Annotated in this window: 12 protein-coding genes and 1 tRNA gene; 3 read left to right on the top strand and 10 right to left on the bottom strand. The window is 44.3% G+C overall.

From position 1 onward, the window contains the following. Nucleotides 1-125 precede the first annotated feature (125 nt). From ACHUET_RS09340 to ACHUET_RS09325, 4 genes are read right to left on the bottom strand one after another with little or no spacing between them, the layout of a single operon-like run. Nucleotides 126-446: a hypothetical protein gene (locus ACHUET_RS09340; protein WP_290164890.1), complete on the bottom strand. Its 321-nt coding sequence runs from the start codon at nt 444-446 to the stop codon at nt 126-128. A 10-nt stretch (nt 447-456) separates the two neighbouring features. Then, nucleotides 457-747, bottom strand: coding sequence for a hypothetical protein (locus ACHUET_RS09335; RefSeq protein ID WP_394212349.1), 291 nt, complete (start codon nt 745-747; stop codon nt 457-459). After that, on the bottom strand, nt 734-1939 hold the full coding sequence (locus ACHUET_RS09330; protein WP_394212347.1) for an Arm DNA-binding domain-containing protein: 1206 nt from the start codon (nt 1937-1939) through the stop codon (nt 734-736). The genes ACHUET_RS09335 and ACHUET_RS09330 overlap by 14 nt, the downstream gene beginning before the upstream one ends. A gap of 11 nt (nt 1940-1950) precedes the next feature. After that, complete coding sequence (locus ACHUET_RS09325; RefSeq protein ID WP_075107543.1) at nt 1951-2166, bottom strand: hypothetical protein; 216 nt, start codon at nt 2164-2166, stop codon at nt 1951-1953. A 117-nt stretch (nt 2167-2283) separates the two neighbouring features. Between ACHUET_RS09325 and ACHUET_RS09320 the strand changes: the two genes are divergently transcribed. Then, complete coding sequence (locus tag ACHUET_RS09320; RefSeq protein WP_102093774.1) at nt 2284-2511, top strand: helix-turn-helix domain-containing protein; 228 nt, start codon at nt 2284-2286, stop codon at nt 2509-2511. A 230-nt stretch (nt 2512-2741) separates the two neighbouring features. On the opposite strand, the gene ACHUET_RS09315 is transcribed toward ACHUET_RS09320, so the two are convergent. After that, a tRNA-Val gene (locus ACHUET_RS09315) sits at nt 2742-2818 on the bottom strand. Between the two features lie 313 nt (nt 2819-3131). Here ACHUET_RS09315 and ACHUET_RS09310 point away from each other — a divergent pair. Then, nucleotides 3132-4109 (top strand): glutathione S-transferase family protein, encoded by a 978-nt coding sequence (locus ACHUET_RS09310; RefSeq protein WP_394212345.1) that lies wholly within the window; start codon nt 3132-3134, stop codon nt 4107-4109. A 123-nt stretch (nt 4110-4232) separates the two neighbouring features. Here the strand turns inward: ACHUET_RS09310 and hemB are convergent, their stop codons facing one another. The 5 genes from hemB to ACHUET_RS09285 all read right to left on the bottom strand — a co-directional run bounded on the left by hemB (nt 4233) and on the right by ACHUET_RS09285 (nt 13823). Beyond that, nucleotides 4233-5240, bottom strand: coding sequence for a porphobilinogen synthase (gene hemB, locus ACHUET_RS09305; RefSeq protein ID WP_394212343.1), 1008 nt, complete (start codon nt 5238-5240; stop codon nt 4233-4235). A gap of 251 nt (nt 5241-5491) precedes the next feature. After that, complete coding sequence (locus ACHUET_RS09300) at nt 5492-7300, bottom strand: efflux transporter outer membrane subunit (protein ID WP_394212341.1); 1809 nt, start codon at nt 7298-7300, stop codon at nt 5492-5494. After that, the gene (locus ACHUET_RS09295; protein ID WP_394212340.1) at nt 7300-10527 is read right to left on the bottom strand and encodes an efflux RND transporter permease subunit; all 3228 of its coding nucleotides are present in this window, start codon (nt 10525-10527) and stop codon (nt 7300-7302) included. Before ACHUET_RS09295 ends, ACHUET_RS09300 begins: the two co-directional genes overlap by 1 nt. A gap of 35 nt (nt 10528-10562) precedes the next feature. Further along, complete coding sequence (locus tag ACHUET_RS09290) at nt 10563-11963, bottom strand: efflux RND transporter periplasmic adaptor subunit (RefSeq protein WP_075107547.1); 1401 nt, start codon at nt 11961-11963, stop codon at nt 10563-10565. 834 nt (nt 11964-12797) lie between these two features. Next, nucleotides 12798-13823, bottom strand: a complete 1026-nt coding sequence (locus tag ACHUET_RS09285) for a polyprenyl synthetase family protein (RefSeq protein WP_394212338.1) — start codon at nt 13821-13823, stop codon at nt 12798-12800. A gap of 568 nt (nt 13824-14391) precedes the next feature. Between ACHUET_RS09285 and rplU the strand changes: the two genes are divergently transcribed. Then, nucleotides 14392-14703: a 50S ribosomal protein L21 gene (gene rplU / locus ACHUET_RS09280; RefSeq protein WP_058025937.1), complete on the top strand. Its 312-nt coding sequence runs from the start codon at nt 14392-14394 to the stop codon at nt 14701-14703. The last annotated feature ends 72 nt before the right edge of the window (nt 14704-14775 follow it).

Below are 14775 nucleotides of genomic sequence, written 5' to 3'. Positions count from 1 at the left end.
AAAGGACTGAGTCCTGTGCAATACAGAACTCAGTCCTTGGGGTAAACTAAACCGTCCAAGTTTTGGGGGGCAGTTCACTTTGAGCTGAGGCTTTTTTGTTTTTTTGATTCTAACTATTTCAAGATTTACCTACCTAGGACAAACTGTCCACCAGAAAAGCTAATACACCCCTCACAAAACCAAGAGTTCAATCTCCTTGCATGAGGAATATCTGCTGGGACATCTAATTGATAGGGACGACCACAGTATTCACAGTGTACGTCATCTAAATAAACCTGACATTTTGCAAGTGTAGCAAATAAAACATCAGTCTCCGTGTTGTGTTCATAACAAAGCAGTTCTAAATGCGCTATATAATCACTGGGCGACACATAGGACCAATACTCATGGCACAAACGCTTTGCTGTATCCTCTAGAGCTGAATCAAAGACGAAGTTCATGCTCATAATACCCTCCTTAGTATCCATAGCCAGTTTGAGGTAGAAGCTCGTAGAGCTCACTCTGTAGCTGACTACACATATCATCAAAGACATAGTCGAGATTAGTTTCTAAGCGCTTCTGTACCCATATGCGCAGTGCCGTATGATTATCAAAGCAACTATCAATACTTAGGAACCTAGCCAAACCAGTACCTGACTGAATACAGAGCTCACAGATAAGGTAGTTAGCAATATTATCTGCACCATTACTGACATAGCCACTAGGTTTAAACGTCGCATGCAGCTTATCGTAATCAATCATCTTCATGGTGAGCCCCCTTATCGGTAGATACTTGAGCAATCTGACTGCGATTGACCAATGCTTCAAATGCACTACCATCCTGGCGAGTCATATTCGGTACGTAACGGCTATACGTGTTGAATAGCATCTTGGTTGTAGAGTGTCCCATTTGACTGGCAATCCATTCAGGACTTTCGCCAGCAGCTAACCATAGCGTTGCTGCGGTATGACGAGTCTGATAAGCATTACGCTTTTTGAGACCCAAAATCTTAAGAGTAGGGTGCCAAACACGTTTGTTCACGTTGTTGTAATCAAGTGGTTCACCCGTATGCGCGCAAAATACATAGTCAGATCGCTTATAAGTGATAGCCTGCTGTTCCTTCAGAGCATCGTAGACCCAAGGTGACATTTGAATCGCACGGTAAGACTCTTGAGTCTTAGGAGGAACAATTTTGCCTTTGACATAAGCTTGTTTGATCACAATCTCACGTCGATTAAAATCAATGTTCTCCCACGTCAACCCATCAATCTCACTCGTACGCATACCTGTAAAAAAACGTACCAGATAATAATTGCGATAGTCTGCTCTCACCCCATTAATAAACGTCCAAACCTCGTTCAGTGTGAATGGTTGAATATCTGTTTTGGGCTGTTTGAGCGCATTGATATCGTAATAAGGATTATCAAACTGATAGCGTTTAGCTGCTTCTTTTAGTATCATACCTAAAGGTACCATGATCGAATTGATGCGTGCCGCTGACAGATGTTTGTTAGCTTTTCCGTAAGTCACTTTGGCGAGGGATGAACGGAAGGCTAATACATCTGTCTTTTTTATGAGATGAATGGGCTTAGACCCAAACTTAGCAATCAAGTACATATCAATAATCTCCTTTATTTTGCGCTTGTAAGTATCACGCCATTCAATTTCTTTTTCAGAAAACCATAATTTTGCAAACTGTTCAAAAGAGGGCGTATCGGTACTAATGCATTCCTTGCGATCATTTAACGCTACCATCTGTGCCGCTTTATCGCTTTTTGGAAAGTACTTAGCGTAGTTGAACAGTCCTAAGATGATTTCTGCTTCCATCTTCTCGATCACTTTTTCAAGCTTCTTCCGATTGGCTGGTGTGTCTGTCAGGTTTGTCTTCTCCCGACAGCGTATACCCATATAGTAAAAATCTACAACAAGCTTGCCGTATCTACTTCTGATACTAGCCATTCTATTTCTCCTTATTGAAGTGCCATGGCATTGACGCTACCGGCGATACCAGTGCGCATATCTTTTTCAATCTCCTCCCAAATATACAAAATCTTACGACCACCAAATGGACGTATGTAATGAATACCCTCGATAAGCACACTATCCTTGAGTTCATTGCGGATAGTACGAGGGTTGTATTTGATAAGCTCAGAAAGCTCTTGGGTAGTTAGGTAGGTATGTGACATAATATGTTCCTTATATAAAGTTTAACCATAATGGTACTTTTAAATACCATAGTTGTAATTTACCATAAATTTATAACTATGCAAGTATTTTTTATAATTATAATTGGAGTTTTTAAGATGATAGTTAACCATCTCCCAACTTTGTTAGCTGAAAGAAGGCTAAAAGTAGCGGATGCCGTACGAGCAACAGGAGTAAGCAAAACGACGTTGCATAAGATATATAACGATCAATCATCTAGAATTGATTTTGATACTATAGATAAGCTTTGTGAGTATTTAGAAGTAGAGGTAGGAGATATTTTTGAATATGTAAAAGAGGATAAAGAGAAAAACACTAAGAAATAGGTTCTAGCTTAGAGTTTGAAGTAGAGGTCAAAAAGAGGGTTTCAATTTTAATAGTTTTTAAGGGTCGGTCACGTTTTGGTCACCATTTGGTCACCGTCACTTTTTTAAATGATTTAAATCTGATTGTATAATCATGACTATGAGTCGATGAAGACAAGTATTTTCCGCTACAGCCCATATTTCACGGACAAAAAAAAAGCCCCAATCTTAAGATTGGGGCTTTTCGAATCTGGTAGGCGTAATCGGATTCGAACCAACGACCTCTACCATGTCAAGGTAGCGCTCTAACCAACTGAGCTATACGCCTATTTAGGTTGAGCATTTTAGCAAGTTTCTCAGACTTTGCAAGCCTTTTTTATAATAATTCTATTTTATTATCATAATATTTTATGTTGCGCGCCATTATCAAATATTGCAGTATGCTTTTTATGTATGTTTTCTAAATATTTAATTTAACACGTTTAGTTTTTATTGTTAATAATAGGGTGAAACCTAATGGATCAGCGCCTATAACTGGTATTATATCTCTCTAACAAATGCGATGGTCATAATAGCAATGACGCAAAGTCATTCGTATTAAACAAGTATTTAATGAAAACTAGAATTAGTCGGAGGATAACATGGGCTTATTGGTAGATGGTAAGTGGCAAGATAAATGGTACGACACGGAAGAAAATGGTGGTCGATTTGAGCGTGAAGATGCCGGGTTTAGGAACTGGGTAACGGTAGATGGCAGTGCAGGGCCTACAGGTGTTGGCGGATTTAAAGCTGAACCCGATCGCTATCACCTATACGTATCGCTAGCCTGTCCTTGGGCACACCGCACTTTGGTTTATCGTAAGCTCAAAGGTCTAGAAGACATCATTCCGATATCTGTGGTCAACCCTTACATGGGAGAGCACGGCTGGACGTTTACGGAGGGCGAGGGCGTGATTGCTGATCCGCTTATCCATGCAGATTATGCTTATGAGCTTTATATTAAAGCAAAACCCAACTATACGGGACGAGTTACTGTTCCGATTTTATGGGACAAAAAGACCAATACGATTGTGAGTAATGAGTCATCAGAGATCATTCGTATGTTTAATTCAGCTTTTGATGAGGTTGGCGCACTAGCAGGAGATTTTTCGCCAGCATCGTTATTGCCAGAAATCGATGACATTAATGCGTTTGTCTATACGACGATTAATAACGGTGTGTACAAGGCTGGATTTTCGACCACACAAGAGGCTTATGAAGAGGCGGTGATTGAGCTGTTTGCTGCATTAGATACACTGGAAGCACGTCTGGCAGATAAGCGTTACCTCACAGGGAGTACTATCACCGAAGCTGATTGGCGACTATTTACCACATTAGTTCGTTTTGACGCGGTTTATGTTGGGCATTTTAAATGCAACCTGCGCCGCATTATCGACTATCCAAACCTGTGGGGCTATCTGCGTGATCTATACCAAGTACCAGGTGTCGCTGAGACGGTGAATATGGCGCACATCAAGCAACATTATTACACCAGCCACGCCAATATCAACCCCACTCGTATCATCCCTATTGGCCCTGCTATTGATTTTACGACAGCACATCATCGTGATCAGCTATAGACATGTTTGCTTTATACATGTGAGTGAGAAAGGCTCAGTATAAATGTAGTATCAATAAAAAACACCCCAGCGACTATGAAGCAGCTGGGGTGTTTTGCGATGTAAAAGGTATTTTAATTGATATTAAGCATTGTTTAGCTGACGGGCTGCCTCTAACGCAAAGTAAGTCAAAATACCGTCAGCACCAGCACGGCGGAAACCAATCAGAGATTCTAAAATCACAGCATCACTGAGCCAACCGTTCTGGATAGCAGCCATGTGCATGGCATATTCACCAGAGACTTGATAGGCAAAGGTTGGTACACCAAAGGTGTTTTTGACTTCACGGATGAGGTCTAAGTATGGCTGACCGGGTTTGATCATGACCATGTCAGCGCCTTCATTGATGTCCATAGCCACTTCATGCAATGCTTCTGCACGATTGCCAAAGTCCATTTGATATTGTTTTTTGTGCCCGCCTTTTAAATTGCCAGCGCTACCAACAGCATCACGGAACGGACCATAGTAAGCAGAGGCATATTTGGCTGAGTAGGCCATAATCGCGGTATTAACAAAGCCTTCTGCTTCAAATGCATCACGCATGGCTTTGATACGCCCATCCATCATGTCACTAGGAGAGATGATGTCAGCACCAGCACGGGCATGCACAAGGGCTTGCTTGACCAATACTTCGGTGGTGGCATCGTTGATCACATAGCCACTGTCGTCGAGCAGACCGTCTTGACCGTGTGAGGTATAAGGGTCTAGTGCGACATCAGTCATGACGACCATCTCTGGTACGGCATCTTTGACCGCTTTGACTGCGCGTGCGGTAAGACCATCCTCGTCGTAAGCAGCTTTGCCATCAGGGGTTTTTAATGCGTTGTCAATGACAGGGAAGATGTCGATGGTAGTGACACCCTCTGCCAAAAGCTCTTTGGCATAATCAATAAGCAAATCGATTGATAAACGCTCAACGCCCGGCATGCTCGAGATCGTCTCGCGCTGATTTTCGCCTTCTAATACAAAGACAGGCGCGATAAAGTGCTTAGGATGTAGTTCGACTTCACGAATCATTGCTCGTACATTGTCGTTATAACGTAGACGACGCAAACGAGTGGCGGGGTATTGGCGGTTAAACGTATAGCTCATAATAATTCCTTACTATCATTTTAATAGTTATGGTGTTGCTCGAGTGAAAATTATTTTATAAGTCATTTTTTATAGCGTCATGCTTTATGGCATTGGCTTCTCAAAAAAGCGACTTATAAAGCGATTTTACTATAACTAAAAGGTTCAAAATAAAGCAAAAAGCCCTACCAAGTTAAGTCGGTAGGGCTGATGATACTTATCGACTATCAACGTGAAGATACGATTACATCACGAGATTATGAACCCATCACTTAAGGCTCAACAATCTGTGTGACAGGCACTTGCTCAACGCTCGCATCATTGAAGCGAGTCTCTTCAGTCACCACACCGACAGCTGCATCTTTTCTACCATCATCATTCACATCGACGATGGCAGTGGGTTCAAAAGTGGTGGTTTTTGTCGTTTGAGATTGCTTGATTGCTAAAGCCTCTTGTGGAGACACAACAGGTGCTGAGCCAGCTGCTTGAATAGCATTTGTTGCTTTGGCTTTTGCACTTTTGGCAGATCCAGTGACGATTTGGGCTAAGTTGGTGTGCTGCGGTACAGGAATCACTGCTGGCACATCAAGGTTAGCACCGCCACCGAGGGCTTGATACAGCTCAACTTGACTGGTGATTTTCTGTAGCTCTAAATCCAATATACCTTGCTGAGTAGAGAATAGAGAACGCTGAGCATCAAGTACGTCTAGATAGTTATCAAGACCGGCTTTGAAGCGGGCATCAGCAATTTGATAAGTCTGCTCAAAGTTATCTTGCAAGCGATACTGCGATTGTAGCTGCTCACCCAAAGTAGCACGCGTAGCCAGTACGTCTGACACTTCACGGAAGGCGGTCTGAATAGCGCTCTCATAACTTGCCAATGTTTGCTTGCGTTCGATTTGCGCGACATCGTAATTGGCATCCAAGCGACCAGCATCAAAAATAGGCACGCTAATGTTAGGACCAAACGACCAACCAACCGCGCTGTTTTTGAACAAATCGCTCAGGCTGCTACTACTCACACCAACGCTACTGGCAAGGCTGATCGAAGGATAATAAGCAGCACGAGCCACTTCGATATTGGCACCAGCCGCTTTTAGGTTATATTCTGCTTGCAACACATCAGGACGGTAACGTAACAGCTCGCTTGGCAGTCCTGCGCTAAATATCTTCTGAGTCGTGATATTGCTGACCGCAGGCGTTGGGATCAGCTCATTTGGTATAGCGCCGCCCACCAAGTACTGCAAGGCATTGCGTGACTGCAGAATACTGCTTTGCGCACGTAGTACCGCCAGCTTAGCATTTTCAAGTGACGCGCTTGCTTGTAGTGACGGTAGCTTGGGATCAATACCTGCCTCAAAGCGCTTATTAGCAATAAACAGGGACTGCTCTCGGCTCTGGACGGTGGCTTCTGCCAATTTTAACTGTGCCAAACTATAGCTGAGATTGGCATAGCTTTGGGCTATATTACTAATCAGGCTGATCTGGGTGGAATCTTTGGCAGCAGTGGTTGCCAAGAAGCTTTGCAGCGCTTGATCTTTTAGGCTGGCTATTCGACCCCAAAAGTCTAGCTCATAGCTGGCAAGACCAAGCTGTACGTTATAGCTGCTGTTTGGGCTAGTGCTGACACGGTTCTGTGCCTGACGAGTATAGCCTGCGCTGCCGTTGATGGATGGGGCGTCATTGATATCGGTGATTTGATATTGTGCGCGTGCTTTTTCAATCGCCAAACGCGCACTTTCAAAGTCTTTGTTCTTCTCAAGACCTAGCGCAATCAGCCCTTTTAAGCGTTCATCGCTATAAAAGTTCTGCCAACGCTGGGCAGCAATACTTGGCTGCTCAGGAGTGCTGATTGTTTCCTCATCGAACGCACCGTAGGTCTGTTCCATGGGGATATTTGGCTCTGCTAGGACAGGACTCATATCCGCTTTTGGGATGGTGTTACAAGCTGCCATGCTCATTGCTAAGGCAGTCAGACCTAATAGGCGACTACCATTTTTGCGCAAGCGTGAGATAGCTGGCTGTGCAGCAGATACTGGTACTGCTGCTGAGTTAGTGATAAACATATTGTGAGCACTCATTATCTATTGTCTCCAAGGCTTGCAGGCTGATAGTTATCAGAAGGCATTGGGTTGTGCGAGTCAGGCGTACCGTTGCCATCATCTCTATCGTTTGGCTTGTTGTTCTCATACTTGTGCGGGAACGCGCTACGCACCCAGATATAGAACATAGGAATAAAGAAGATGCCTAATAATGTGGCAGTGATAACACCACCGACAACACTGGTACCGATAGCGTTCTGACTGCCTGAACCTGGACCATTTGCCAAGAATAATGGCACAACACCCAGTCCAAAGGCAAGTGAGGTCATAATAATCGGACGCAGACGTTGACGTGCGGCTGTCATAACAGCCTCTCTGAGACTATAACCTTCCTCTTGGTGTTCTTTGGCAAACTCGATAATCAAGATGGCGTTTTTGGCAGACAAACCAACGACGGTGAGTAGACCCACTTGCAAGTAAATATCGTTGGCAAAACCACGTAGCCACGTAAATATCACCGCACCCAATACCCCAAGTGGAATGACCAATAGGACAGAGAAGGGGATCGACCAGCTTTCATATAGTGCTGCCAAGCATAAGAACACGACTAGGATTGAAAGCGCATAAAGCATCGGCGCCTGGGCACCTGATTTTTGCTCTTCCAATGACATACCCGTCCACTCGTAACTGATGCCTTCAGGTAATTTGTCTATCATGGCTTCCATTGAGCTCATGGCTTCACCAGTACTCAAGCCTGGGGCTGCGCTACCTTGGATATTCATTGATGGTAAGCTGTTATAACGAGTAAGACGCGGTGAGCCTGACTGCCATTCACTACTAGAGAATGCATCGAATGAAATCATATCATTCGTCTCGTTTCGTACATACCACTTACCGATGTCATCAGGGTTGGTACGGCTGCTGGCTTCACCTTGTACATACACACGTTTGATACGGCCACGATCGATAAAGTCGTTGACGTAGCTTGAGCCCCACGCGGTCGAGATGACGCTATTGATGTTACTCAATGATAGGCCATAAGCGGCCGCCTGCTCTTGGTTGATGTTGACCTTGAGCTGTGGTGAGTCTTCTTGACCGTTAGGACGCACACCAGACACTTGATCGTTCTGTGCTGCCATCCCTAAGAGCATGTTACGGGCTTCAAGTAACCCTTCGTGTCCGAGGTTACCACTGTCCTGAAGCATCAAATCAAAACCACTGGCATTACCAAGCTCAGTAATTGCTGGCGGTACAATGGCGAATACTTGTGCTTCATTTATCTGAGTAAAGAAATAACCCATCGCGCGACCAGCAACGGCTTGCGCTGTGTTTTCATCTCCCGAGCGTTCCTCCCAGTCTGATAAGCGCACAAACGCCAGACCCATGTTTTGACCTTGACCGGCAAAACTAAAACCAGCAATGGTAAAGACAGACGCAATGTTGTCAGTCTCTTGAGTATCATAATAGTTTCTAACTTTATCCAGTACGTCTTGCGTCTCATCTAATGTAGAGCCCGCCGGAAGCTGAACCAAGGTAAACATAATGCCCTGATCTTCTTCTGGTAAAAATGAGCCTGGAATACGTAAGAATACAACTGCCATGATGCCAATAATGGCTGCATAGCCAATCATGTAAAGCCATTTAAAACGAATACTCTTGCCGACAAAGTTTTCGTAAGAGCGGCTAAGTTTGAAGAAGCCACGGTTAAACCAACCAAAGAAACCTTTTTGTTTTTCGGTACTGCCTTTTTCGTGACTTTTGCCACGTTTTAGCAAGGTCACACATAGCGCAGGCGTAAAAATAAGCGCGACCATGGCTGATAGCACCATGCTGGTAATCAGCGTGATGGAGAACTGGCGATAAATCACCCCTGTTGAGCCACCAAAGAACGCCATTGGTATGAATACTGCGGATAAGATAAGCGCGATACCAATAACGATCTTACTAATTTCACCCATCGACTGGGTAGTCGCGTCTTTGATAGAGATATGAGGGTCTTCTTCCAAAATACGCTCGACGTTCTCTACCACAACGATCGCATCATCGACCAGCAGACCGATGGAGAGTACCATAGCAAACATGGTCAATACGTTGATGCTAAAGCCCGCAACGTATAGCACCGCAAACGTACCTAATAGGACAACAGGTACCGCAAGCGTTGGAATGATGGTTGCACGCCAGTTTTGTAAGAAAATGAACATGACGATAAAGACCAGCACGATCGCTTCGATAAGCGTTTTTACCACTTGTTCGATAGATAGACGCACAAACGGGGTGGTGTCATAGGGAACAACCGAAACCAGACCTGATGGGAAGTTTTGCTCCAGCTCTGCCATCCGCGCACCAACAGCCTCACGAGTTTCAAGCGCGTTGGCACCACCAGCAAGTGAGATACCTAGGCCAGCTGCTTCTTGTCCATTATATAAGGACACAACGCTATAGTTTTCACTACCGATTTCGACGTCTGCTACATCACCTAGACGTACTTGCGCACCAGAGACATCAGTTTTCAGCAGAATGTTTTTAAACTCTTCAGGCGTTTGTAGATAGCTTTGGACAGTAACGGTTGCGTTGATGACCTGTTGATCGGTATCGGCAGGTGCCTGTCCTAACTGACCAGCGGATACCTGAGCATTTTGCGCTCGTATCGCATTGACGATATCAGATGGCACCATGTTATAACTGCGTAGGCGTGCAGGATCAAGCCAAACGCGCATGGCATAAGTAGAACCAAAGACCTGAACTTCACCCACACCTTCAACACGACTGATCGAATCGAGAACATTTGAGTTGATATAATCGGCAATATCGGCCCGATCCATACTGCCGTCTTCAGAGACAAAAGCCTGTACCATCAAAAAGCTACTGGATGATTTGTTGACGTTGACACCTTGACGCTGTACTGATTCAGGCAATGAGCTCATCGCAGCTTGCAGTTTGTTCTGTACTTGTACTTGTGCCGTATCAGAGTCCGTACCATTTTCAAAAGTCAGCGTGACTGATGCACCACCATTCGAAGAGCTCGATGATGACATGTACATCAGGCCATCTAGACCTTTCATACGTTGTTCAATGACCTGTACAACGGAGTTTTCAACGGTTTGCGCATTAGCACCAGGGTAGCTTGCACTGACCGAAATCGTCGGTGGCGCAATACGTGGATACTGTTCAATCGGTAGGTTAAGAACCGATAACACCCCGATGAGCATGACCAAAACAGCCAGCACCCAAGCAAAAATAGGGCGATTAATAAAAAAACGTGACATAGTATATCCCTAAGTCTTCTGGTCTTTGAATGGAATTAGTTAGCAGCGGCTTCTGTTGATTTTTCACTAGAAGTGGCATTGCTAGCTGGCTTTTTATCCATTGTTTTTGCAGCTTGCTGCGGCGTCTTAGCATTGGGTGCACTTTGTGCAGATGGCGCTGGATTTGCGCTCTCTAGTGGCTTGGCAACCACCTCTTGCTCAGGTTTAACCTTGGCACCGCCTATCACAACTACTTTGTCACCTGCTTTTAAGCCATCAGTGACAACCCACTGACCATCATAAGTACCGTTGATAGTGACTGGACGTACTTGAATCTTGTTGTTTTCATCAACGATATAAACTTGCGTCTCGCTCTTAGGCGTACGCGTGACAGCACTTTGAGGAACTAGTGCTGCGTTGGTAATGACGCTTTGAGTTAAGCGAGCTGTCACGTACATACCCGGTAGCAAAATATTGTTGCTGTTTGGGAAAATCGCACGCAAGGTAACCGCACCTGTTGACTCATCCACTTTTGCTTCAGACAGTGCAAGCTTGCCACGCACGGGATAGACTGAACCATCCTCTAGCACCAACTCAACTGAGTTCATGCCTGGCTGAGCTGAGCCGTCTGCTATTTGCTGACGTAGCTTGAGCAGCTCAGATGATGACTGACTGATATCAACGTAGATAGGGTCTAAGCGCGAAATGGTAACCAAAGGATCCGCCTGACCGGCGCTAACCAGCGTACCAGCAGTTACGCTTGAGCGATCCGTACGACCGGTGAGAGGCGCACGCACGATAGTACGGTTCAGATCCAATGTGCTAGCATCAAGACCAGCTTGCGCGGTTTGAATGCCTGCTTTTGCGCTTTCGATACCCGCTTGTGTCTGACCGACAGCAGCTGCGGCACTTTGCACCGCTGCCTGCGCGGTACGTACGGCAGTTTGAGCTTGCTCATACTGCTGTTGTGAGATGGCGTTGATACTGACCAAGCCTTGCAAACGTTGTAAGTCATTTTGCGCCTGAGCCAATGACGCTTGGCGGCTGGCAAGCTCAGCTTTTGCATTGGCATTATTTGCCAATGCTGTCTGGTAGTTCGCCTGTGATTGCTGTACGGCGGCTTGGCCACTGCTTACCGAAGAGGCATAGTTATCAGTATTAATGCGATAAAGTGGCTGACCTTTTTTGACATTGCTTCCCTCACGGAATAACACTTCGTCAATGACGCCATTTACTTGTGGGCGGACGTCGGCAGTTTGATAAGCTGCAGTACGTCCAGAAAAAGTCTGTACTTGGGGGATGGTGTCGAGAGTGACAGTCTGAACGTTGACCACCGCAGGCGGCATTTGCTGCTGTGCGGCTTGCTCACCAGCGGCGTCATCGTTTTTGTCACAGCCAACCAGTACAGCTCCAGATAGTACAGATGCTATTACAAGCGCAAGAGTAGAGTGCTTCATCAATGTCCTCGGCAATAGATATAAAATAACGACAGTATAAAAAGTTAAACAATAAATTTTGATGTACGAACTATCGAGGGTCTACTTATTCTGCACATTCATGCCAGTACGGCATACTCAACCTTTGAGTCAATGGATTTAATAAAAATCGCTAGTAAGGCAGCCAGTAGCGAGTTTGATTGAGACGCGATTTGGTAAATGTGATATTAGAAGTGTAGGCAGACCACAAAGTAGGTTAGTAAATTTAAAGAGTTATTATAAACTATTGGGGTAACCCCACAGTCAAGTGGTTCACGATAGGAAAGCTGACAAAAACTGACCGCACTGTGCTCGCTGAGTAAATAAAATCCCGCCATAGTAACCGCTACACCAACTAGCAGCTAATAAGAAGACATACAACCTACTATCGAAATTTATTGTAATTTTTTGTTATAATCGTAAAGCCTTAGTAGTATTAAGGTCTTAAAACAGCAGAAAACCTGCTTTGTAAACAATTCAACAAATTTATCAACCCCTAATTATGACCTTTAAAATATAGCGACTTAGAGCAGTCAGTAGCCTCTAATGAGCGTGGTCAAATATCATCCAACCTTCAAAAATCCTTACATGATTATAGTACTGCAAAGATTTATAAAACTTAAAGAAAGGTAACTATTTAACTGGTACGTTGGTTTTGAAGAGAATAGGTTTTTGAAGAGTGGCGCTTTTAAGTTATGGGATTGCTGTTCATTGATTGCTAAAAGCACTGCTAAAAAATGAGTCGTCTTAATCAGCTGGTTGTTTTAATTAGCCGATTGTCTTAATTAGTCGATAACACAGACGACTCATATTTAATTATACCAATCGTGCGCTAGCAAGCTCAGTCAATTGATACAAACCTGTACGATAGCGATTGTCAGGCAGTGTGCTGAGGGCTTGTTGCGCCAGTTTGGTTTCTTCCAACGCGCGTTGCTTACAATAATCTAATGAGCCTGAGCTACGTACTAACTCAATCAGTTGCTCAGCATTTGGTGTTTTACCCGTTTGCACAGCGATTCGTAGCTGCTCATAACCTTCGTTGTCACTGTCTTTTAGTAGTTCGAGTGCCTTGATAGTTGGCAGAGTAGGTTTACCTTCTGCAAGATCATCGCCTAGGTTTTTGCCCATTACGTCGCTATCGCCACTATAATCAAGGATATCATCGATAATTTGAAACGCATTACCAAAGTGCTGCCCAAAGTCGCCTAATGCGGCCATATATTCTGTTTTGTCTTGCAAAATAGCAGCACCTTGAGTCGCCATCATAAACAGGCGTGAGGTTTTGCCATCGATGATGCGCAAGTAGTCGTCTTCTGTTGCGGCAGGATTGTGCTGATGTTGTAGCTGCAATACTTCGCCTTCAGCAATATCACAAGTACCATCAGAGAAGACTTGCAACAATGGCAAGCTCTGAAAACCAACCAAAAGATTAAAAGCACGGGCAATCAGATAGTCACCGACCAATACAGCGGTGGCATTGTCCCATGTGGCGTTTGCCGTCGGCTTACCACGGCGCTGTCCTGACTCGTCGATCACATCGTCATGGACTAAGGTTGCAGTATGTAGCATCTCAGTAATGGCTGCTAGGTGCATCGCTTTTTCTGATGGATTGTCGTCAAACATACGGGCACACAATAGCGTAATCAGCGGGCGCATACGCTTACCACCGGCATTGATTACATGCTGAGAGACGCTCATGACGAGCTGTACTTTTGAGTTGAGACTACCAAATACTTGCTTGTCCATCACCTCAAAATCATTGGCCACGATACTTTGAATATCAGCATAGCTAGGGGTTGATTGCGGAATGGAATCGTTGTTACTTAAAGAGGTAATAGTCATAATAAATAGTCATATTGATAAGAGTAAAGAGAGTTTTTATAACCTTGACTTCATTTATCTATGGGTAAGGTATGGTTTCGCTTATCATAGCATAGCTGTCTCTGAAAATTGTTGGTTAAAGTACATCACAAGGGTAGCTCAGAGTTAGCTTGTGCGCCTATTATCATGCATAGAAGGCAGTACAAATTAATGAAAGCATTCAATAGTTTGATGGTAAGACTGTTAATTTACCACGAGGTTTTGTCGTCACATAAATGATAGATAAAAGGCTGTAAGTAACTGATTATATAAGTTATAATAGCCCCCATTAGGCTCAAGCCATCATTTATAACCATTGCTATGCTGCTTTTATCAGTATTGTCGTCTACGACGGTTTAATAACTTGTAGCGTATATGACAATGCAGATGATGGTGATTTAGTGTAACCACCTTGCAAAAACAAGACGCGCGGCTTGCTTTTATAAGCAAAAAGCCGTAAAATCTTGCCTTTAATTTTTCCCTGTCGTGTTCGTCGTAAAAGCGTTGGTATAACATCAGCCACGGCACACGGGTTAAACGGAGTCATACAATGTACGCAGTAATTAAAACTGGTGGTAAACAGCACCGTGTAGTCGTCGATGAATTGCTTAAAGTTGAATTGCTAAAAGCAGAAAAAGGCGAGACAATCAAATTTGAAGACGTGTTGATGGTTGTTGACGGCGATGACGTCAAAATCGGTCAGCCTGTTGTTGATGGCGCTAGCGTAGAAGTTGAAGTTGTTGAGCATGGTCGCGGCGAAAAAATCCGTATCATCAAGCACAACCGTCGTAAGCATTATCACAAAGAGCAAGGTCACCGCCAATGGTACACCTTGTTAAAAATCAAAGCCATTAATGCCTAATTACCCGTTTAGCAATGTTTGCTAAATAGCGCACTAAATGCTTAAGAGTTGTCGCATAAGCGATAAGTCACA

The sequence above is a fragment of the Psychrobacter piscatorii genome, from assembly GCF_043641605.1.
Lineage (GTDB): Bacteria > Pseudomonadota > Gammaproteobacteria > Pseudomonadales > Moraxellaceae > Psychrobacter > Psychrobacter piscatorii_C.
This window is presented reverse-complemented; position numbering and strand designations above follow the sequence as displayed.

Bases quoted from the DNA above. Each gene is read 5' to 3' on its own strand.
- ACHUET_RS09340 (WP_290164890.1), bottom strand. From the start codon at position 446: ATGAGCATGAACTTCGTCTTTGATTCAGCTCTAGAGGATACAGCAAAG.
- ACHUET_RS09335 (WP_394212349.1), bottom strand. From the start codon at position 747: ATGAAGATGATTGATTACGATAAGCTGCATGCGACGTTTAAACCTAGT.
- ACHUET_RS09330 (WP_394212347.1), bottom strand. From the start codon at position 1,939: ATGGCTAGTATCAGAAGTAGATACGGCAAGCTTGTTGTAGATTTTTAC.
- ACHUET_RS09325 (WP_075107543.1), bottom strand. From the start codon at position 2,166: ATGTCACATACCTACCTAACTACCCAAGAGCTTTCTGAGCTTATCAAA.
- ACHUET_RS09320 (WP_102093774.1), top strand. From the start codon at position 2,284: ATGATAGTTAACCATCTCCCAACTTTGTTAGCTGAAAGAAGGCTAAAA.
- ACHUET_RS09310 (WP_394212345.1), top strand. From the start codon at position 3,132: ATGGGCTTATTGGTAGATGGTAAGTGGCAAGATAAATGGTACGACACG.
- hemB (WP_394212343.1), bottom strand. From the start codon at position 5,240: ATGAGCTATACGTTTAACCGCCAATACCCCGCCACTCGTTTGCGTCGT.
- ACHUET_RS09300 (WP_394212341.1), bottom strand. From the start codon at position 7,300: ATGAGTGCTCACAATATGTTTATCACTAACTCAGCAGCAGTACCAGTA.
- ACHUET_RS09295 (WP_394212340.1), bottom strand. From the start codon at position 10,527: ATGTCACGTTTTTTTATTAATCGCCCTATTTTTGCTTGGGTGCTGGCT.
- ACHUET_RS09290 (WP_075107547.1), bottom strand. From the start codon at position 11,963: ATGAAGCACTCTACTCTTGCGCTTGTAATAGCATCTGTACTATCTGGA.
- ACHUET_RS09285 (WP_394212338.1), bottom strand. From the start codon at position 13,823: ATGACTATTACCTCTTTAAGTAACAACGATTCCATTCCGCAATCAACC.
- rplU (WP_058025937.1), top strand. From the start codon at position 14,392: ATGTACGCAGTAATTAAAACTGGTGGTAAACAGCACCGTGTAGTCGTC.